Source organism: Rathayibacter sp. VKM Ac-2804, assembly GCF_009866655.1.
Taxonomy (GTDB): Bacteria; Actinomycetota; Actinomycetes; order Actinomycetales; family Microbacteriaceae; genus Rathayibacter.
Window position 1 is genome coordinate 3,849,156 of sequence record NZ_CP047420.1, and the last position, 19,209, is coordinate 3,868,364.

Here is a 19,209-nt window from a genome sequence, read left to right on the forward strand (position 1 = left end):
CCGCTCAATGCGACTCCCGCAGCACGCCGGGTCCGGTGGCGCCGGTCAGGAAGTCCAGGTCCGCGCCGCGCTCGGCCTGCTCGACGTGGTCGATGTAGAGCCGCTCCCAGCCGCGGACCGGGGCCGCGTAGGCCGCCGTCGCCGCGGCGGACGGAGTGCGGGCCGCCAGATCCTCGTCGGACACCAGCAGCGTCAGCGTCCGCGCCGCGACGTCGAGCTCGATCAGGTCGCCGTCCTGCACCAGGCCGAGCGCGCCGCCGACCGCCGACTCCGGAGTGACGTGCAGCACGATCGTGCCGTAGGCCGTGCCGCTCATCCGCCCGTCGCAGATGCGGACCATGTCGCGCACGCCCGCGTCGAGCAGGCGCTTCGGCAGCGGCATGTTGGCGACCTCGGGCATCCCGGGGTAGCCGCGCGGACCGCAGCCGCGCAGCACCAGGACCGAGTCCGCGGTGACGTCGAGCTCGGGCGAGTCGATCCGGGCGTGCATGTCCTCGACCGAGTCGAAGACGACCGCCGGCCCGCGGTGGTGCAGCAGCGCCGCCGTCGCCGCGGCCGGCTTGATGATCGCGCCGGTCGGCGCGAGGTTGCCGCGGAGCACGGCGATGCCGGCCGCCGGCAGCAGCGGCGCCTCGACCGTGCGGATCACGTCGCGGTCCCAGACCTCGTGCCCCGGCAGCTCGTCGACGAAGGGCGTGCCGAGCACCGTCACCGCCGTCGGATCCAGCAGCGGCCGGACCTCGTTCATCACGGCGAGGAACCCGCCCGCGCGGAACAGGTCCTCCATCAGGTGCGCGCCGGCCGGCTGCAGATTCACCAGCAGCGGGACGTCGGCGCCGATGCGGTCGAAGTCGTCGAGGTCGAGCTCGACGCCGAGCCGGCCCGCGATCGCGAGCAGGTGCACCACGGCGTTGGTCGATCCGCCGATCGCGGCGAGCGCCACGATCGCGTTGTGGAACGCGGCCTTCGTCATCACGTCCGCCGGTGCGAGCTCCTCCTCCACCATCGCGACGACGCGGTTGCCCGTCGCGTGCGCGAACTGCAGCAGCCGGCTGTCCGAGGCGGGGACGCCCGCGACGCCGGGCAGGGTCATGCCGAGCGCCTCCGCGACGCAGGCCATCGAGGACGCCGTGCCCATGGTGTTGCAGTGCCCGCGGCTGCGGATCATCGAGGACTCGGACTGGACGAAGTAGTCGCTGTCGAGCGCGCCCGCCCGCACCTCCTCGCTCAGGCGCCAGACGTCGGTGCCGCAGCCGAGCGTGCTGCCGCGGAAGGTCCCGTTGAGCATCGGCCCGCCGGGGACGACGATCGCCGGGATCCCCACGCTGGCGGCGGCCATCAGCAGCGCCGGGATGGTCTTGTCGCAGCCGCCGAGCAGCACCAGGCCGTCGATCGGATTGGCGCGGAACAGCTCCTCCGCGGCCATCGCGACCATGTTGCGCCAGAGCATCGCGGTGGTCCGGACGGTCGTCTCGCCGAGCGAGATGACAGGCAGGTTGTAGGGGATCCCGCCCGCCTCGTACACGCCGTTCTTGACGCTCTGGGCGACCTCGTCGAGGTGCGAGTTGCACGGCGAGAGGTCGGAGGCGGTGTTCGCGATCGCGATCTGCGGCCGGCCGTCGAAGGCGTGGTCGGGCGTGCCGCGGCGCATCCACGCCCGGTGCAGGTAGGTGTTGCGGTCGTCGCCGCCGTACCACTGGGCGCTGCGGACGGCGCGGCCGGTCCGGATCACCGGGCCCATGCCGGTCGGCCGCCCCGGGTTCTCGTCGTTCATCGGGGGACCGATCTGCCGTCGCGGCGGTGAGGGAGGCGGGCGAGGCCCGCATCGGTGAGGTCGGCCGGGAGCGCGGCGGCCGGAGCCCCCTGGTAGGCGATCGGCCGGAGGAAGCGCCGGATCGCGGTCGCTCCGACCGAGGTGTGCTGCGAGGTCGTGGCGGGCCACGGTCCGCCGTGGTGCTGCCCCCAGGTGACGCTGACGCCGGTCGGCCAGCCGTCGAAGACGACGCGGCCGGAGCGCTCGGCGAGGACGGCGACGAGCGCGCCGATGTCCTCGCCCGGCGCGCTGTGCACGGTGGCTGTCAGCGATCCGTCCAGGTGGGTGAGCGCGGCGAGCACCTCCTCCGGCGAGCGGTACTCGATCAGCAGCGTCAGCGGGCCGAAGCACTCCTCGAGCAGGACGTCGCTGTGCCGGACGACGTCGTCGATGGTCGTCACGAGGACGACCGGTGCGGTGCCGTCGACCTGCGCGCCGCGGGCGAGGACACGGACCCCGTCCGCCGACGCCAGCCGGCCGGCGGACGCGGAGAAGGACTCCGCGATCCTCTCCGTGAGCAGGACCGTCCCCGGCAGGCTCTCGACCCGCTCCGCCACCGCCTGGCGGAACGCGGGTCTCGAGACGCGCTGCGCGCTACTCGACCAGCATGGAGGCGTGCCGCCGCCCGCCCCTGCTGATCGAGCGGCCCGCTCCGCGGGCGTATCGAGATCCGCCGCCGCCGGCACGAAGACCACGCCGGGCTTGGTGCAGAACTGCCCGCCGCCGAGGGTGAAGGAGGCGACCAGCTCGGCCGCGAGCTCCGCCGCGCGCTCCTCGGCCGCCCCGGGCGTGATCACCACGGGGTTCACGCTGCCGAGCTCGCCGAAGAACGGGATCGGCTCCGCGCGCTCGGACATCGCGTCCATCAGCGCGGTGGCCCCCGGCAGCGAGCCGGTGAACGCCACGGCGCGCACCTCGGGCGCCCTGACGAGCACGAGCCCCGCCGCGCGCCCCTCCACGAGGTCGAAGACGCCGCGCGGGGCGCCGGCCTCCTCGAGCGCCCGGTCGACCACGGCGGCGGTGCGCCGCGACAGCTCCGGATGCCCGGGGTGGGCCTTCACGAGCACCGGACAGCCCGCCGCCAGCGCCGACGCGGTGTCGCCGCCGGCGACCGAGAAGGCGAACGGGAAGTTCGAGGCCGAGAAGACCGCGACCGGCCCGATCGGGCGGAGGAAGCGGCGGATCTCCTGCGAGCCGTCGCCGCCGATCGTGCCGGCGACGTCGATCGAGGCCTCGAGGTAGGAGCCCTCCTCGAGCACGTCCGCGAACAGCCGCAGCTGGCCCGTCGTGCGCGCCACCTCTCCCCGCAGCCGCTCGACGCCGAGGTGCGTCTCGGCCTCGGCCACCTCGACCAGGTCGTCGCGCGCCTCGTCGAGCCGCGCCGCGATCCGGGTGAGCCAGCCCGCCCGCTCCTGCCGGGAGGAGGCGAGCACCGCCGGAGCCGCGGCCGCGGCCGCCGCGACGCGCAGCTCGGTGAGCCGGGTTCCGGCCGCGGCCTGCACGCGCTCCTCCTCGGCCTCGATGCTCATCGCGGCACCACGACCGCGATCGGGCCGCCCTCGGCCGACACCTCGACCTCGACCGACGCACCGCCGGCGGTCACCCGGTAGCGCCCGGCGAAGCCCCGGAGCGGCACGCACCCCTCGGCTCCCGTCGTCGCGGTCGTCTCCGCGTGCCACCACTCGCGGCGGATCAGGTCCTGCAGCGCGTCGTAGCCGGGCTTCCGGCTGCCGTCCCGGCGGAGCAGCCCGGAGGGCGCCCCGAGCCAGGCGCCGTCGTCGGTCAGCCCCCAGTAGGTCAGCGACTCGACCGCCGGATGCGCGAGGACGCTCCGGTAATGCCGGACGAGCTCGTCCGCCTGCCGCGCCTCGCCCTCCTCGGTGCTCGGCCAGGAGTCGACCACGTAGTCGTTCAGGTCGTCGATCTCCGGCGGCATCAGGTCGCCGGAGAGGAGGGTCGTCTCCGTCATCTGCAGCGGCAGGCCGAAGCGGGAGAAGCGCTCGAGCACCTCCGCGATCCGGTCCTCACCGCGATAGCCCTGGTGCATGTGGGTCTGCAGGCCGATGGCGTCGATCGCGATCCCCGCCTCGAGGCACTCCTCGATCACGTGCTCGTACTCGCTCGACAGATCGAAGTCGTTGAGGACGAACCGCCCGCCCGAGCCGACCGAGCGGGCCTCCTCGAACGCCAGCCGGATCATGCCGACCCGGCCGAGGCGCTGCGCCAGCCGGGTGATCGCGTTCGGCTCCGCCGTGAAGCGCGGCAGGATGACCGTCTCGTTGATCGCGTCCCACACGTCGACGACACCGGCGAAGTCGGCGACCTCGCGGCGGACCCGCGCGCGCAGCACCTCCTCCACCTCGGCGTCCTCGAGCGGCAGCAGCCACTCGGGCGCGAGCGTGTGCCAGACCAGGGGGTGGCCCTTCACCCGGACGCCGCGCTCGGCGAACCACTCGGCCGTCCGGCGCAGCCGCTGCGTCTCGGGACGGCCTCGCTCGGGCTCGAAGGCCCGCCAGTAGAAGGGCAGGGTCACCGTGTCGAAGACGCCGAGCCAGGCGTCCGCGAGCTGCTGCGGATCCGAGTCGACCTTGCCGCCGAAGAACTCCGAGGCGTCGCCGCCCGTCGAGAGCGGCGGACCGCCCAGCCAGTCGAGGAAGTCGAAGCCGATGCTGCCGAAGCCGAAGGCGTGCCGCAGCTGCTCGGTGGTCACGTCCACGTCGGCGACCGGCCGGCCCTGCTCGTCGACGACCCGGACGTCGGTCGTGAGGGTGCGCGCGCCGAGGTCAGCCACGCTCGCCCCGCGCACCGGGGTACCAGTCGTCCAGCGTGTTCTCGGTGATCGCGATGAACACGTCGTCCGGGCGGACGCCCTCGGCCTCCAGCCGGCGGGCGACCGCCTCGAACATCGCGGCCTTGGTCTCCTTGTCGTACATGCGGACCATGAGGACGCGCACGTAGACCACGTCCCTCCGGTCGCCGCCGAGATAGTGCGGGTCGGCGACGAGGTGGCTCGCGGGCAGGGGGTGGATGACCTGGAAGCGGTCCTCCGCATCCATGCCCAGGCCCTCGACGAGGCCCGCGTTGACGGCCTCCGCGTAGGCGAACCGGGTCTCCTCGGGGACGGTGTCGGCGATCTCTATGGTGACGAGAGGCATCAGGCCCACGCTTCCTTGCTCACGCGCACATCGGCGCTGGTTCGTACGGACTCCTCGATCGCGAGACCGAGGAGATGGTCCTGGCAGGCCTCGGCCAGCGGGTAGGGCTCGGGGCCGGCGTCGCGGGCCCACCGCCCGGTCGCCTCGAGGAGGTCGGCGACCGCGAGGTCGTCCTCGGACAGCCGGGTCCCGACCCACTCGTTGCGCCAGACGATCCGGCCCTCGAAGGAGGCGGTGACCACCTCGTTGCCCTCGAGGTTCATGTCGATGCCGGTGCGCCGGTAGGAGATCGGCGACACGATCACGCCCTCGTCCGTGAGGTGGGTGACCGTGTCGTCGGCGATCTCGCCGAGCGAGCCGCGGATCACGATCCGCCGGCTGAGCAGCGGGTTCCACCACTGGTTGTCGACGAAGTCGTAGAGGCCCATCCTGCCGTCGCCGAAGTCGAGCGTGCCGATCGTCGTCGTCCGCGGCTCGGGCGATGGATCCTCGCGCCAGCCGTCGAAGGTCAGCGGGTCGGCCTGGGGCGCGGTGAAGGCGCGGGCGCTCACGACGGCCTCGGCCATGCCCGCGCCGAGGAAGCCGCGGATCAGGCTGGTCGCGTGGTACAGGTGCGTGGAGGCGATGTGCACGGCAGTGGCCTCGCCGATCGCGCCGCTCCGGACGACCGCCTGGCGTGCCGCGTGCCCGGGCATCAGCATGTACTGCTCCGCCACCTGCACCCGGGCCGAGGCGCCGAGGGCGCTCCACAGCTCGCGCAGCCCGTCGGCCGTCGGCGCGGGCGGGGTCTCGGCGAGCACGGGGACGCCGAGCTCGGCGAGCCGGGTCGTCACGCCCGGCATCGACGGCCAGGAGACGGCGGCGATCACGAAGTCGGGCCGGTGGGCGAGGGCCTCCTCCAGCGTCCGGACGACGGGCGCGTCCCAGCGCGCCCTCATCCGGTCCTCGGCGGCGGCGGAGTTCGCCACGATCGCCACCGCGCGCAGCCGCTCGGGGGCCGTGCGGGCCAGGCGGAGGTAGAACTCGGAGCGCCAGCCGGTCCCCACCACCGCGAACGTCGTCGGCTCAGTCATGTCGGACCTTCTCTCTGTGTGTACGGGTCGTGCCTCGGTCGTGCCGTCGTGCTGCTGGGGGGCCGCGTCGTCGTCGCTCACGCCTGCGTCATCCCGCCGTCGACGACCAGCTCGGCGCCGGCGATGAAGCTCGACTCCGCGGTCGCGAGGAAGAGGACCGCCGAGGCGACCTCCTCGGGCCGGCCGATGCGGCCGACCGGGATCTGCGCGGCGACCGCCTGCTCGATCGCGGCCGAGCCTCCGGTGAACCTGTCGAAGCCGGCGGTGGCGATCGGGCCGGGGCTCACCGCGTTGGCGCGGATCCGCCGATCGGCGAGCTCGGCCGTCAGGGTCCGCGCCAGCGAGCGCACGGCCGCCTTGGTCGCGTTGTAGACGGAGTGCCCCGGCCCGCCGTTGTGCCCGGCGATCGAGGAGACGAGGACGATGCGCCCGCCGTCCGCCATCGCCGGGACGATGCTCCGGGCGGTCAGGAAAGTGCCGCGGAAGTTGAGGTCGCTCACGTGGTCGAACATCTCGGGCGTGGTGTCGACGATCGGCGTCGCCTCGACGTCGCGCCCGGCGTTGAGGACCAGGACGTCGACGGCGCGGCCATCCTCGCCGACGGCCCGCGTCAGCTCCGCGAGGTGCTCGAGCGTCGAGCCGTCGCCGACCAAGGTGCGCACGGCGCCGCCGCCCTCCGCGCGCAGGGCCGCCGCGCGCTCCTCGCTCGTGCCGGTCGCGATCACGTCGGCCCCCTCCGCGGCCAGGCGGAGCACGATCGCCCGCCCGATCCCGGCGGTCCCGGCGGTGACGACGGCGAGCGCCCCGTCCAGCCGGGCGCTCACTTGAGCGCTCCGGCGGCCAGGCCGCGCTCGAAGGAGCGCTGCAGCAGGAGGTACGCGACGATCACCGGGACCGCCGTGATCACCGAGGCGGCCAGGACCCCCGTCTGGTCGTTGGTGTACTGGCTGGTGAAGAACGAGGGCAGCAGGGTCACCACCTGCTTGTCCGGGTCGTTCAGCATCAGCAGCGGCAGCAGGAACGCGTTCCAGCTGTTGATCAGCGTGAGCACCACGATCGCGCCGGCGATCGGCCGGGTCAGCGGCAGGACGATGTACCAGAAGACCTTGACGATGCTCGCGCCGTCGACGCGGCCGGCGTCCATCAGCTCGGTCGGGATGCCGGCGAAGAAGCTCCGGGCCAGCAGGACCGTGAACGGCACCTGCAGCGCGGCCAGCGGCAGGATCACCGCGATCAGCTGGTTGTAGACGTCGAGGGTCGAGGCGGTGACGAACAGCGGCGTGAGCAGCACCGCCTCCGGCATGGTGAGCGCCGCGATCAGCAGCCAGAACCACACCTCCTTGCCGCGGATCCGCAGCTTGGCGAAGCCGAACGCCGCCAGCATCGTGCAGACGTAGACGATCGCGACGGTCGAGACCGCGACGATGATCGTGTTCCGGAAGTAGGTGGGCACGACGCCGGTCGCGAAGACCTTGCCGTAGTTGCCCCAGCCGGCGCCGGCCAGCGAGCCCTGCACCATCGCGACGAGCGCGAACAGGTAGGGGATGACGATGACGGTCGCGAGCAGCTGCACGCCGAGGCGCGAGCGGAGCGATCGGAGTTCGAACACGGCGGCCTCAGCTCTCGTCGGCGCGGCGCCGCAGGTTGGTCAGGACGCCGCCGCCGACCGCGAGGACGAGGAGGGCGATCGAGATCGCGGCCGCGTAGCCGAAGTGCTTCTCCGCGACCATGGTCTGGTAGATGTACGTGCCGAGGAACTCGGTCGCGTGGTTCGGTCCGCCCTTGGTCACCAGGTACGGCACGTCGAAGGTCTTCAGCGCCCCGATGATGCCCAGCGTGGCGAGGGCGATCGTCGTGCCCCGGCAGATCGGCCAGACGATCGAGACGAGCGAGCGGAGGTTGCTCGCCCCGTCGATCCGGGCGGCCTCGAGGATCTCCGGCTCGATCTGCGCCATCGCGGCGTAGAAGAGGATGAAGGTGAGCCCGGTCCACTGCCAGACGGTGACGGCCATCACGACCGGCATCGCCGTGGCCGGGTCGGCCAGCCACGGGTGGGCGAGACCACCCAGACCGACACCGCGCAGCACCTGGTTGAACTGGCCGTCGACGTCGAAGATCGAGCGGAAGACGGGCGCCATCGACGCCGGGGCGAGGACGGTCGGCACGAAGATCAGCACCTTGTAGAGCGGCGCGAGCCGGATCCGCGAGTGCATGATCGCCGCGAAGGTGAAGCCGATCGCCGTCTGCACGGCGAAGGTGACGACGAAGAAGATCGCCGTGTGCCCGATCGCGCCCCAGAAGACGCGGTCCTGCACCATCTGCACGTAGTTGTCCGCGCCCACCGACTCCGAGGGGCTCAGGATGAACCCGTTCCAGTCGAGCGTCGAGACGTAGCCCGTGTAGCCGATGGCGAAGTAGATCATCCCCAGCACGAGGACGATCGCCGGGAGGATCCAGATCATCCCGGGGCCGAGCAGCATCCGCTTCCGCGGACGCCCCCCGGAGGGCTCGACGCCTCGAGCGGCGCGGTCGGGTGCTCCCGCTCCGGATCTCGCGATGGCCGTGGTCATGTCGGCTCCCTTGCCTGATGCCCGTCGCGGGCGGTCGGTCGGACCGCCCGCGACAGGGGTCGGTCCTACTTCTGGTCGTCGACGACGGACTGCAGACCCTGGAGGGCCTGGTCGATGTCCGTGTCCCCGGAGGCGACGCCGATCAGCGCGTCGCGGAAGGCGGTGTTGAGGTCGGCGCTGACCGTCGCGAAGCGCGGGTCGGTCGCCTTGCTCGCCGTCGCCGTGTAGTCCTTGAGGGCGTCCAGCTGCGCGTCCGGCGCGACGAGGTCGATGCTGTCCCAGTCGGGCTGCACCCCCGCCAGCGACGGGATGTCGTTGAGCGTGTTCGCGACGGCGGTCTGCCCGGCCTCGGAGGTGGTCAACCAGACGGCGAACGTCGTGGCCGCGGCCTGCGCGTCGGACTTGGTGCTCACCGCGAGCCCGTAGTCCGCGTCGCCGAACATCTCGCCGACGTTCCCGGTGCCCGCGACGTCCGGGAACTGGATCGGCACCATGGTGAAGGGCTCCGGGTTCGAGACTCCGGCCGCCTCCATCGCGGTGACCATCGCGTCGCGGACGGTGTACTGGGTGTACCAGCTGCCCATCATCACCATCGCGTACTTCTCGGACATGAAGGCGTTGTTCGCGTCCGGGTACTGCTGCAGGCCGATCGCGCCCTCCTGCATGATCCCGTCGTCGAAGAGGTCCTTCCAGATCTGCATGCCCTGCTCGAAGGCGGGATCCGTGTAGTCCATCTCGCCGGCGGCGGCCTTCGCGTAGGCGCCGGGCTCGATGTTCTGCATGATCGCCTCGAAGGTGTCCATGTCGAACGCCCACTGGCCGGCGCCCTGCACGAAGCAGCCCTTGCCGGCGGCCTCGAGGGTCCGGCAGACCTGGACCCACTCGTCGTAGGTGGTGGGCGCGGTCACGCCGACCTCGTCGAGCATGTCCTGGTTGACCCAGATGCTGCCGGAGTAGACGGCGCCGGCGGAGAGGCCGACGACCTTGTCGTCGACGGCGAGGCCCTCGACACCCGAGGCGGCCAGCTTGTCCTGCCAGTCCGCGCCCAGCTCCTCCTCGACGGCGGGGCCGAGGTCGATGGCGCCGGCCTGGAAGGTCTCGACGCCGCCGTTGGCCGAGCCCGGCGCGACGTTGAACACGTCCGGGCCGTCGGCCGAGGTGATGGCCGGCCCGAGGACCGAGTCGTAGCTGTCGATCGGCTTCGAGACGAACTCGACCTCGATGTCCGGGTACTCCTCGTTGAACGAGGCGATCAGCTTGTCGGCCAGCGGCTTGTCGGGGGTCCAGCCCCACCAGGTGATCGAGCCCTCGGTGGCGGAGCCGGGATCGCTCGATGCTCCTCCCCCGCCGCCGCTGCAGGCGGTGAGCGAGACCGCCAGGACCCCGGCCGCGACGAGCGCGGCCCTCCTCGGCCAACCGAACGTCTTCTTCGACATCGCGCTACTCCTTCGCCCCGCGTCGTCGCGGAGTGTCTGTGGATCGAGGGTGCGACGCCGCCTCCTCGGGCGACTCGCAAAACTTGCTTGCAACTTACTGCGCAAGTTGCGCACGAGTTGCAGTGTAAAGTGACGGAGTCGGGAAGGTCAAGACCGGAAGAGCTCAGCAGGAAAGGGGTGCCGCATGACGGAATCGGGCGCAACTCTCGCGCAAATCGCCGAAGCGGCCGGAGTCTCCATCCCCACGGTGTCCCGAGTCCTCAACGGCAAGCCCGGCATCTCGGCCCCCAAGCGGCACGAGATCGAGCGCCTGATCGAGGACCACGGCTATGCGCGACGCAAGGCCAAGCGATCCGCGACGCTGATCGACTTCGTCGTCTCGAGCCTCGAGACGCAGTGGGCGACGGAGCTGCTGCGCGGCGCCCAGGCGGAGGCCTCGCGCGCGGGCGTCGACCTGGTGCTGAACGTCACCCACGACGGCGGGACCGGCGTGCCCGATTGGATCGACCGCATCGCCTCCCGCGGCTCGGACGGCATCGTCCTCGTGGTGTCCGACCTCACGGCCGAGGCGCGCGCGCGGCTCGCGACGCTCAAGGTCCCGGTCGTCGCCATCGACCCGCAGGGCAGCGACACGGAGTCGTTCGCGACCGTGTCCGCGACCGACTGGGTCGGCGGGCGGGAGGCGACCGAGCACCTGCTCGCGCTCGGCCACCGGCGGATCGGCTTCGTCACCGGCCCGATGGAGCTCGAGTGCCACCAGGACCGCCTCGACGGCTACACCAGCGCCCTCGGCCGCGCCGGCGTCGAGCCGCTGAAGGAGCTCGTCAGGAACGGCGACTCGCTGATCAGCGGCGGCGTGCGCTTCGGCGGCGAGCTGCTCGACCTGCCCGAGCGCCCCACGGCGATCATCAGCGGCTCCGACGAGCAGGCCTACGGCGTCTACCTCGCGGCCCGCGACCGCGGCCTCCGCGTCCCCGAGGACCTCTCCGTCGTCGGCTTCGACGACGTCGACCTCTGCCGCTGGGTCAGCCCGCAGCTCACCACCGTCCGCCAGCCCCTCGCCAGCATGGCGTCCGAGGCGACCCGCCTCCTGCTCAAGCTCGCGGCCGGCGACCCCGTCGACACCCCCACCGTCCGCCTCGCCTCCACCCTCATCGTCCGCGAGTCCACGTCCGCCCCGGCCGCCTGACGCCCGCCCCGCGCCTACCGCGGAGCGCCCACTGGGCGCGCCCCCTCTTCTGTCGAGGAGCGCCCACCGGGCGCGCCCCTTTTTCATGCTGATCGAGTAGCCCGCTCGCGGGCGTATCGAGATCCACCCCCTGCAGACCCCGGGTCTCGATACGCCGCTCCGCGCCTACTCGACCAGCATGAACGCGCCGCACCCGCACTACTGCCGACCGAGGAGCGCCCACTGGGCGCGCCCCCTTCTCCTGCTGATCGAGCAGCCCGCTCCGCGGGTCCTCCATGCTGATCGAGCAGCCCGCCCGCGGGCGAACCATGCGGATCGAGTAGCCCGCTCCGCGGGCGTATCGAGATCCACCCCCTGCAGACCCCGGGTCTCGATACGCCGCTCCGCGGCTACTCGACCAGCATGCACACCTGCCCCGCCCTGGGCACCGGCTGCTGCGGCTCATCCCGCCCAGGGCACGACCACGTCGATGATCCAGGTGACCCCGAAGCGGTCGGTCAGCTTGCCGTAGAGCGGCGAGAACACGGACGGCCCGAACGGGACGTGGACGACCGCGCCCTCCGACTCCGCGAGGGCGGTGCCGAGGCGCTCGATCTCCGCGCTCTCGGTGCCCCGCAGCGAGACGTAGAAGGCGTTCTCGCCGGCCGCGTACGGGAGCGAGTCCTGCACGTCGTACGCCATGACGTGGAACCCGTTCGGCGCCGTCACCTGCCCCCAGGCGATCTGCTCGGACTGAGCGGCGCTCTGCCCCGCCTCGACGTCCCCGTAGGGAGCGAGGACGAGGTCGCCCCCGAAGACCGAGTGGTAGAACTCGAGCGCCTCCCTCGCGCTGCCGCGGAAGTTGAGGTGCAGGGTGCTGGTGATGCTCACGACGGGTCTCCTCCAGAGATGCGAATCGCCCCGAACCGCTCGGAGCACCTGCAGTCCACCGCCCGTACCGGTCGGGGAGCGTCCGGATCCGCCGACGCGACCCCCGATCCCTCAACAGCGACCCATCGCGCGCCGGCGACGCCCGTTAGGGAAGTTAGAGCGTTTTAGGAGATCTGGATAAAACGCTCTAACACTCGAAACAGCGCGCTTCTCCGGCGGAGCGGCATCGACGCCGGCCGTCAACGCTGCTGTTCGACCGAGCTCTCTCCCGGCGCGGGCTCGAGGTCGTCCGACGACGGTTCCGGAAGGGCGCCGGCCGCCGGCGGCTCCGCGCGCAGGTACTGCGCCGAGATCGTGCGGTACGAGCGGGTGAGCATCGCGGCGCCGGCCGCGACCACCATGATCACCCCGCCGATCAGGAAGACGAGCGCGATCCCGCGGCCGACCCCGTCGCCCAGCAGCCAGCCGTACGCCGCCCGCCCGTCCGCCGACTCCATGTACGGGATCAGCGCGAACTCCGCGATCGGCGCGATCAGGAACGCGGTGATCGGCGCCGCCGCCGACTCCAGCGCCGCCGCGAAGCCGAAGACGCGTCCCTGGGTCTCGAACGGCACCACCTTCTGCACGACCGTCTGCTCCGCCGCCTCCACCGCCGGGATCAGCGTCATGTAGACCCAGATGCCGCCGGCGTAGAGCCACCACCAGTCGCGGAGGGTGAAGACCGCGCCGATCACGCCCATCGCCATCACCAGCAGCAGCATCGTCCGGATCGGATTCCGGCCGAGACCGAGCTTCGCGACCAGCAGCCCGCCGATGATGAAGCCGGTCGCGGTCACGCCGAGCACGACGCCCCACAGCTCCACCGGGAACAACTCGAGACCGTACGGATCCATGAGCGCCAGGTACACGCCGCCGATCAGATTGTTGAAGGTCGAGAAGACGATCAGCGCGAACAGCCCGGTCGCCGCACGCACCGCCGTGATGCTCCCCCGCAGATCGATCAGCGGGGCCCGCGAGCCGGCCGCCGCGGGGATCGCCTCGGCGATCCGCAGGAACAGCAGGTGCACGAGCGCCGCGGCGGAGACCCCGATCGCGATCAGCAACGTCCAGCCCATGCCGAGCAGGCCGATCGAGAGCCCGCTGAACACGCTCGTCACCACGAAGGCGAGCCCCTGCACCGTGCCGACCAGGCCGTTCGCGTTCGCGTGGCGCTCCACCGGCACCATCAGCGTGACCGTCGTCGACAGGGCGATGTTCCGCATGTTCTCGATGACCGCGCCGAACAGGACCGTGCCGGAGAAGACCCAGAACCAGGGCCCGCCGAAGTCCAGCAGTGTCGCCTCCGGCAGCGCGAGGTAGAGGCCGCCGGCGACGCCGAACGACACCAGCGTCACCGCCCCGGCGAACACCATCACCCGGTGCTTCCGGTGGCGGTCCACGATCGTGCCGAAGGCCATCGCGAAGACCGCGACGAGCAGCATGTACGCGCCGCCGATGATCCCGGTGGCGAGCACCGACCGCGTCTCGAGGTAGACCCAGAAGGTCAGCGCGAACCAGAGGAAGCTCGTCGTGACGTTCGCGACGGCGGTGTTCGCGAGGATCCAGCCGAAGGTGCGCAGGCTCGCCGCGCTCGGCTCCGCGGCGGGTGCGCCGGCGGCGTCGGGGACGGTCGAGGACATGGCTTCCCTCCGCTCGGCGACGGCCTGTCCGGAGTCGTCCCGGACCGCCGTCGCAGCCACTGTAGGCCCGCGCCGCCGACCGGTCGAGAGGCGACCGGGAGAGCAACGCGACCTCCCCGCGGACGCCGTCGCGTCACTCCGCTCGCGGCAGCGCCACCCCCATCCGGTAGAACCGGTCCGCCGTCCCCGCGAACACCGCGAGCCGCTCGGGCGGCGAGAGCTGCGCCGTCAGCGCGTCGAACGCCGAGTACAGCTCGGTGAAGGAGCTGTAGAGCCCGTCCACGGGGAAGTTGCTGCCGAACATCGACCGGTCCGGACCGAAGACCTCCAGAGTCTCGAGGACGAACGGCGCGATCGACTCCCGGGTCCAGGAGTGGTCGTTGGTGCCGAGCGCCGAGATCTTGACGACGGTGTTCTCCTGCGCGGCGACCGCGGCCAGGCCCGCGCGCCACTCGGCGACCGACTCCGGATCGCGCCCGATCGGCATGCCCAGGTGATCGAGCACGATCGCCGTCTCCGGGAAGTCCGCGGCGAGCGCCGCCGCCTCCGCGAGCTGCGAGGGGAACACCTGCAGATCGAACGAGAGCCCCAGCCCCTGCAGCCGGCCGAAGTTCGCCCGCCAGACCGGATCGCCGAGGACGTCGCCCCGGTCCCGGTGGCTGTAGACCGGGTCCGGATGCCAGTTCAGGATGTCGCGGACGCCGCGCGTGACCGCGAACGCGGCGTGCTCCTCGAGCAGCCGCGGCGCCTCCTGATCGAGCAGCGACACGTGCGCGACGTGGACGGTCGGCACCGTGCTCTCCCGGGCGAGCGCGTCGATCCACGCGGTCTCGGCGAGCGCGTCGGCGGCCCCGTTCTCGACGTGCACCGAGGCGAGCAGCGTCACGTCGCGGGTGTCCGCGCGGTAGTCGCCGACGCGGTAGGAGCGGCGGAGCGGGCGGTCGTCGCCGTGGTAGCGGAACGGCTCGGCGGGTCCCTCCAGCCACGGGTACGAGCGGCGCAGGTCGGTGAGGTGGTGGTGCGCGTCGATGACGACGAGATCAGGCATGCGGCTCCTCCGGTCGGCGGGCGAGCCCCGCGAGCGTGCGGTGCACGCCGGTGTGGTCGAGGTCGCCGTCGCCCTCGGCGATCATCCTCTCGAACAGCGCGGTCACCGCGGCGGTGGTCGGCAGAGCGACGCCCTCCGCGGCGGCGGACTCGGCGATGAAGCGCAGGTCCTTCAGCTGGTTGCGCGCGCTGCCGCCCTCGGCGAAGTCCTCGTCGAGCCACTTGCGGCTCTTCTGCTCCAGGACCTCGGTGCGCGCCAACCCGCCCTGCAGGAGCTCGACGACAGTGGCCGGGTCGAGACCGGCGCTCCGGGCGAGCAGCAGCGCCTCCGACACCACGGCGACAGTGCCGGCGACGACGATCTGGTTGCAGAGCTTGGCGGTGGCACCCGCTCCGCTCGGCCCGAGGTGGCGGACCGTGCGGCCGAGCCGCTCGAAGACGGGGAGCACGCGGGCCACCGGCTCGTCGGCACCGCCGACCATGATGCTGAGCGTCGCGTCGCGGGCGCCGACCGTTCCCCCGCTGAGCGGGGCGTCGACCACCTGCACACCGTGCTCGGCGGCGAGGCGGCGGGCGAGAGCCGCGACCGCGATCGGCGAGACGGTGCCGTGCACGACGAGCACCGGAGCGGCGATCCCCGCCGCGCGCCAGCCCGCGAGCAGGCCGTCCTCGCCCACGAGCAGCGACTCGACCTGCACCAGATCGGGCAGCACGGTCAGCACGACGTCGCCGGCCGCCGCCGCGGGGGTCGGCGCGACCACGGCGCCGAGCTCCGCGAAGGGCGCGGCCCGCGACGCCGTCCGGTTCCAGACCGTCAGCGGCGCGGCCGCGAGCAGGTTGCGCGCCATCGGCGCGCCCATCGGCCCGAGGCCGAGCAGCGAGAGCCTCATGCGCCGGACCCCGCGCGCGCCACGTCGGCGAGCTCCTGCGGTGCAACGTCGTCGAGGAGCACCCGCGCCTCGAAGCCGAGCAGCTCGCGGGAGCGGGTCAGGTCGAGCCCGACCGCGCGCCCCTCGAGCCGCCCGCGCGGGACGTCCGGGGCGATCGCGTCGAGCGCGTCCGCGGTGCTCCCGCGCAGATAGGTGAGCGGAGCCGCGACGAGGATCCCCGGCGCCGGCGGCGTCTCGTGCAGCAGCGCCGCGAGCACGGCCCGCGCCGAGTCGGTGGCGTCGAGATAGCTCCAGCCCTCCGCCGCCTGCCGTCGCGGGTCGGCCGCCAGCACCGCTCGCAGGTGCGCGCCGAACACGCGGCCGCCGTCCACGGTGATGTCGCGGACCAGCGGGTACCGCAGCCCGGTGAGGCTCAGCCCCCAGGTCGCGTGCGCCATCCGCGCCGCGTCCTCGGTCGCGAGCTTGGACAGCGAGTACTCGTCCGAGATCCGCGGATCCGCATCCTCGGAGTAGGGGAAGACCGGCGGCAGCACCTGCTCGGCGCCGAGCGGGTAGCCGTTGGCGTTGATGCTCGAGGCGTAGACGACCTTCGCGACCCCGGCCGCGGCGGCGGCGGCGAACACCGCGAAGCTGCCCACCGCGTTCACCCGGTAGGTCTCGACCGCGTCCGCCATGCCCAGCCCGGCGTAGCCGCCGAGGTGCACCACCGCGTCCTGCCCGGCGACCGCCTCCGCCAGCACGGCCGGGTCGGTCACGTCGCCGACGATCGAGCGGACGTCCGCGTCCGACGCGACCCGGTCCAGGACGGTGACCACCGCCCCCTCCGCCAGCAGCGCCCCGACCGTGGGCCGGCCGATCAGGCCGCAGCCGCCCGTCACGAGGACGCAGGCACCGTCGAGCGTGGTCAGCCGCGCCGTCGCGCTCCGCCGCGCCGTCACGCGCGCACCGACGGCGTCGACTCGGTGGGCGGCGCCGCGACGTCCTCGCGCTGCTTCTTCTTTCCCCGCGAGAGCATCGGCCAGCCCTTGCTGCCCTGGTCGAGGGTGACCGCGATGAGGACGACGAGTCCGGTCACGATCTGCTCGTAGAAGCTCGGCACGTTCAGCAGCACCAGGCCGTTGGTGAGAGCTCCGAGGATCAGCGCGCCGACCAGGGTGCCCGCGATGCGGCCCTCGCCGCCCATCAGGTTCGCGCCGCCGATCACCGCGGCCGCGATCGCGGTCAGCTGGTACGGGCTGCCCGCGTCCGGCTGCGCCGCGTTGATCCGGGCGACGATCACGAGGCCGGCCAGCGCCGAGAGACCGCCGGAGATGCAGTACACCGCGATCTTCACGCGGTGCACCCGCACGCCGGAGAGCCAGGCGGTCTCCTCGCTGCCGCCCACCGCGATCACGTTCTGCCCGAAGACGGTCTTGCGCAGCAGCAGCCAGGCCGCGATGCCGACGACCGCCACGATCAGCACGACGACGGGCACGCCGCCGACGTAGCTGTTGAGCAGCAGGATGAACTCCTTCGGCACGTCGTAGACCGGCTTGCCGTTGGTGGCGACGTACGCGCCGCCCTGGAAGACGCTCATCGTGCCGAGCGTCGCGATGAACGGCGGCAGGTTGAGCTTGGTGACGAGCAGCCCGTTGATCCCGCCGCAGACCAGGCCGAGGACGATGCCCGCGGCCAGCCCGAGCAGCGGCGGCACCCCGCCGTTGACCAGCAGCGACGCGCTGACGATGCCGACGAAGCTGGCCATCGCGCCGACCGCGAGGTCGATGCCGCCGGTGATGATGACGAAGGTCAGGCCGATGCCGATGATCGCGTTCACGCTCGCCGACACCGCGACGTCGCGGAGGTTGCCGAGGGTGAGGAAGTTCGGGTTCAGGACGCCGAGGACGACGAAGAGGACGACCGCGGCGAGGTAGATGCCGAAGGCCTGGAGGTTGAAGGAGCGGCGGGGCGGCGTGGCGACGCCCCCGGTCTCGGGGGAGGTCATGAGATTCCTTTCGCGACGCCCATGGCGTTGGTGACGATGCTGTGCTCGGTGATGTCGTCGCCGATGTGCTCGGAGACGAAGCGGCCCGCCCTCATGACGAGGACCCGGTCGCTGAGGGAGATGATCTCGGGCAGGTCGCTCGAGACGACGATCACCGCGTGCCCCTCGGAGGCGAGCTGGTCGATGAGCTCGTAGATCTCGACCTTGCCGCCGACGTCGACGCCCTTGGTCGGCTCGTCGAAGAGGAAGACGCTCGCGCCGAGCCAGATCCACTTCGCGATCACGATCTTCTGCTGGTTCCCGCCGGAGAACTGGCGCGCGTTCAGCCGGACGTCGGCCGGGCGCAGCGACATCCGCCGGCCCATCTCCTCCGCCGTCGCGATCTGCCGCTTCGTGCTGATGAACGGACCGAAGCCGTTGAGCTGCCGATCGGAGGTGAGGGCGACGTTCGCGTAGGCCGGGGTCTGCAGCACGAGTCCCTGGTGCTTGCGGTCCTCCGGGATGAAGGCGATCCCCGCGTCGCGGCTGTCGCGCGGCGAGCGCACCTTGAGTGTGCGGCCGGCCAGCCGGACCGTGCCCTCGCTGCCCTCGTCGGCGCGGATCAGCGCGCGGAGGAACTCGGTGCGCCCCGAGCCGACCAGGCCCGCGATGCCGACGACCTCGCCGCGCCGCACCTGGATCGACTCCGGCCCGACGCCGCTCGGGTGCGTGACGCCGGAGGCCTCGAAGTGCACCTCGGCGTCCGCGGCGACCGGGTGCCGCCGCTCGAAGGAGAGCAGCTCGCGCCCGACCATCCGCCGGACGATGTCCTCGGAGGACGTCTCGGCGATCGGCGCGTCGTAGGCGGGTCGCCCGTCGCGGAGGACGACGACCGTGTCCGAGACGCTCATCACCTCCGGCATCTTGTGCGAGACGTAGATCACGCCGACGCCCCGCCCGTGCGCGATCTCACGCACCCGGGTCAGCACGCCCTCGACGTTGTGCTCGAGCATGCTCGTCGTCGGCTCGTCCAGGGCGACGATCTTCGCGCCGAAGGCGAAGGCCCGCGCGATGGTGAGCGCGTGCCGCTGCGCCGGGCTGAGCCGGCCGACCGGCGTCCGCGCATCCATCGGGAAGCCCATCCGGTGGACGTCCTGGAGGGCCTGGTCGATGTCTCCCTGAGCGGACGCGCGCTGCGCGCGCGTCCGCCCGAGCAGCAGGTTCTGGGTCACCGTGAGCTGGGGCACGATGGCCGGCTCCTGGTGCGCGATCCGCACCCCCTCCGCGAGCGCCTGGCGCGAGGTGTACTCCATCCGCCGCACGCCGTCGATGGTGATCGAGCCGCGGTCGGGGCGGAGGGCGCCGCCGAGGATGTTGAGCAGGGTGCTCTTCCCCGCGCCGTTCTCGCCCGCGAGCGTGCGGATCTCCCCGCGTTCGAGGGTGAAGCTCACGCCGTCCAGGGCGCGGACGCCCGGGAACGACTTCGCGATGCCGCGGACCTCGAGCAGATGCTCGGCCATGTTC

17 protein-coding genes are annotated in these 19,209 nt (G+C 72.3%); 1 reads left to right on the top strand and 16 read right to left on the bottom strand.

Annotated features, from left to right (window positions below):
* Positions 1-4: 4 nt before the first annotated feature.
* The 9 genes from GTU73_RS17880 to GTU73_RS17920 all read right to left on the bottom strand — a co-directional run bounded on the left by GTU73_RS17880 (position 5) and on the right by GTU73_RS17920 (position 10,047).
* Positions 5-1,774 carry a dihydroxy-acid dehydratase gene (locus GTU73_RS17880; protein ID WP_167306057.1) on the bottom strand — a complete coding sequence of 590 codons (1,770 nt, stop codon included), beginning with the start codon at positions 1,772-1,774 and terminating at the stop codon, positions 5-7.
* Positions 1,771-3,342 (bottom strand): aldehyde dehydrogenase (NADP(+)), encoded by a 1,572-nt coding sequence (locus GTU73_RS17885; RefSeq protein ID WP_160090968.1) that lies wholly within the window; start codon positions 3,340-3,342, stop codon positions 1,771-1,773. The genes GTU73_RS17880 and GTU73_RS17885 overlap by 4 nt, the downstream gene beginning before the upstream one ends.
* Positions 3,339-4,604: an endo-1,4-beta-xylanase gene (locus GTU73_RS17890; protein WP_160090969.1), complete on the bottom strand. Its 1,266-nt coding sequence runs from the start codon at positions 4,602-4,604 to the stop codon at positions 3,339-3,341. Before GTU73_RS17890 ends, GTU73_RS17885 begins: the two co-directional genes overlap by 4 nt.
* Positions 4,597-4,968 (bottom strand): tautomerase family protein, encoded by a 372-nt coding sequence (locus GTU73_RS17895; protein WP_160090970.1) that lies wholly within the window; start codon positions 4,966-4,968, stop codon positions 4,597-4,599. Before GTU73_RS17895 ends, GTU73_RS17890 begins: the two co-directional genes overlap by 8 nt.
* Positions 4,968-6,041 (bottom strand): Gfo/Idh/MocA family oxidoreductase, encoded by a 1,074-nt coding sequence (locus GTU73_RS17900; RefSeq protein WP_160090971.1) that lies wholly within the window; start codon positions 6,039-6,041, stop codon positions 4,968-4,970. The genes GTU73_RS17895 and GTU73_RS17900 overlap by 1 nt, the downstream gene beginning before the upstream one ends.
* A 77-nt stretch (positions 6,042-6,118) precedes the next feature.
* Complete coding sequence (locus GTU73_RS17905; RefSeq protein ID WP_160090972.1) at positions 6,119-6,865, bottom strand: SDR family oxidoreductase; 747 nt, start codon at positions 6,863-6,865, stop codon at positions 6,119-6,121.
* The gene (locus GTU73_RS17910) at positions 6,862-7,650 is read right to left on the bottom strand and encodes a carbohydrate ABC transporter permease (protein WP_160090973.1); all 789 of its coding nucleotides are present in this window, start codon (positions 7,648-7,650) and stop codon (positions 6,862-6,864) included. Before GTU73_RS17910 ends, GTU73_RS17905 begins: the two co-directional genes overlap by 4 nt.
* Positions 7,651-7,657: 7 nt before the next feature.
* Positions 7,658-8,611 carry a sugar ABC transporter permease gene (locus tag GTU73_RS17915; RefSeq protein ID WP_208543698.1) on the bottom strand — a complete coding sequence of 318 codons (954 nt, stop codon included), beginning with the start codon at positions 8,609-8,611 and terminating at the stop codon, positions 7,658-7,660.
* Positions 8,612-8,676: 65 nt separating this feature from the next.
* A complete protein-coding gene (locus tag GTU73_RS17920; RefSeq protein ID WP_160090974.1) occupies positions 8,677-10,047 on the bottom strand; it encodes an extracellular solute-binding protein in 1,371 nt (456 codons plus the stop codon).
* 184 nt (positions 10,048-10,231) lie between these two features.
* Here GTU73_RS17920 and GTU73_RS17925 point away from each other — a divergent pair, with 184 nt between their 5' ends.
* Positions 10,232-11,236, top strand: coding sequence for a LacI family DNA-binding transcriptional regulator (locus GTU73_RS17925; protein ID WP_160090975.1), 1,005 nt, complete (start codon positions 10,232-10,234; stop codon positions 11,234-11,236).
* A 441-nt stretch (positions 11,237-11,677) separates the two neighbouring features.
* On the opposite strand, the gene GTU73_RS17930 is transcribed toward GTU73_RS17925, so the two are convergent.
* From GTU73_RS17930 to GTU73_RS17960, 7 genes are all read right to left on the bottom strand, one after another.
* Positions 11,678-12,106, bottom strand: a complete 429-nt coding sequence (locus GTU73_RS17930; protein WP_160090976.1) for a VOC family protein — start codon at positions 12,104-12,106, stop codon at positions 11,678-11,680.
* Between the two features lie 239 nt (positions 12,107-12,345).
* Complete coding sequence (locus GTU73_RS17935; protein WP_160090977.1) at positions 12,346-13,785, bottom strand: MFS transporter; 1,440 nt, start codon at positions 13,783-13,785, stop codon at positions 12,346-12,348.
* Between the two features lie 133 nt (positions 13,786-13,918).
* Positions 13,919-14,833, bottom strand: coding sequence for an amidohydrolase family protein (locus GTU73_RS17940; protein WP_160090978.1), 915 nt, complete (start codon positions 14,831-14,833; stop codon positions 13,919-13,921).
* Positions 14,826-15,722 carry an NAD(P)-dependent oxidoreductase gene (locus GTU73_RS17945; RefSeq protein WP_160090979.1) on the bottom strand — a complete coding sequence of 299 codons (897 nt, stop codon included), beginning with the start codon at positions 15,720-15,722 and terminating at the stop codon, positions 14,826-14,828. Before GTU73_RS17945 ends, GTU73_RS17940 begins: the two co-directional genes overlap by 8 nt.
* On the bottom strand, positions 15,719-16,660 hold the full coding sequence (locus GTU73_RS17950; protein WP_160090980.1) for an NAD(P)-dependent oxidoreductase: 942 nt from the start codon (positions 16,658-16,660) through the stop codon (positions 15,719-15,721). The genes GTU73_RS17945 and GTU73_RS17950 overlap by 4 nt, the downstream gene beginning before the upstream one ends.
* The gene (locus tag GTU73_RS17955; RefSeq protein WP_160090981.1) at positions 16,657-17,706 is read right to left on the bottom strand and encodes an ABC transporter permease; all 1,050 of its coding nucleotides are present in this window, start codon (positions 17,704-17,706) and stop codon (positions 16,657-16,659) included. The genes GTU73_RS17950 and GTU73_RS17955 overlap by 4 nt, the downstream gene beginning before the upstream one ends.
* Positions 17,703-19,205: a sugar ABC transporter ATP-binding protein gene (locus GTU73_RS17960; protein WP_160090982.1), complete on the bottom strand. Its 1,503-nt coding sequence runs from the start codon at positions 19,203-19,205 to the stop codon at positions 17,703-17,705. The genes GTU73_RS17955 and GTU73_RS17960 overlap by 4 nt, the downstream gene beginning before the upstream one ends.
* Positions 19,206-19,209 lie beyond the last annotated feature (4 nt).

Bases quoted from the DNA above. Each gene is read 5' to 3' on its own strand.
- GTU73_RS17880 (WP_167306057.1), bottom strand. From the start codon at position 1,774: ATGAACGACGAGAACCCGGGGCGGCCGACCGGCATGGGCCCGGTGATC.
- GTU73_RS17885 (WP_160090968.1), bottom strand. From the start codon at position 3,342: ATGAGCATCGAGGCCGAGGAGGAGCGCGTGCAGGCCGCGGCCGGAACC.
- GTU73_RS17895 (WP_160090970.1), bottom strand. From the start codon at position 4,968: ATGCCTCTCGTCACCATAGAGATCGCCGACACCGTCCCCGAGGAGACC.
- GTU73_RS17900 (WP_160090971.1), bottom strand. From the start codon at position 6,041: ATGACTGAGCCGACGACGTTCGCGGTGGTGGGGACCGGCTGGCGCTCC.
- GTU73_RS17915 (WP_208543698.1), bottom strand. From the start codon at position 8,611: ATGACCACGGCCATCGCGAGATCCGGAGCGGGAGCACCCGACCGCGCC.
- GTU73_RS17920 (WP_160090974.1), bottom strand. From the start codon at position 10,047: ATGTCGAAGAAGACGTTCGGTTGGCCGAGGAGGGCCGCGCTCGTCGCG.
- GTU73_RS17925 (WP_160090975.1), top strand. From the start codon at position 10,232: ATGACGGAATCGGGCGCAACTCTCGCGCAAATCGCCGAAGCGGCCGGA.
- GTU73_RS17935 (WP_160090977.1), bottom strand. From the start codon at position 13,785: ATGTCCTCGACCGTCCCCGACGCCGCCGGCGCACCCGCCGCGGAGCCG.
- GTU73_RS17940 (WP_160090978.1), bottom strand. From the start codon at position 14,833: ATGCCTGATCTCGTCGTCATCGACGCGCACCACCACCTCACCGACCTG.
- GTU73_RS17945 (WP_160090979.1), bottom strand. From the start codon at position 15,722: ATGAGGCTCTCGCTGCTCGGCCTCGGGCCGATGGGCGCGCCGATGGCG.
- GTU73_RS17955 (WP_160090981.1), bottom strand. From the start codon at position 17,706: ATGACCTCCCCCGAGACCGGGGGCGTCGCCACGCCGCCCCGCCGCTCC.
- GTU73_RS17960 (WP_160090982.1), bottom strand. From the start codon at position 19,205: ATGGCCGAGCATCTGCTCGAGGTCCGCGGCATCGCGAAGTCGTTCCCG.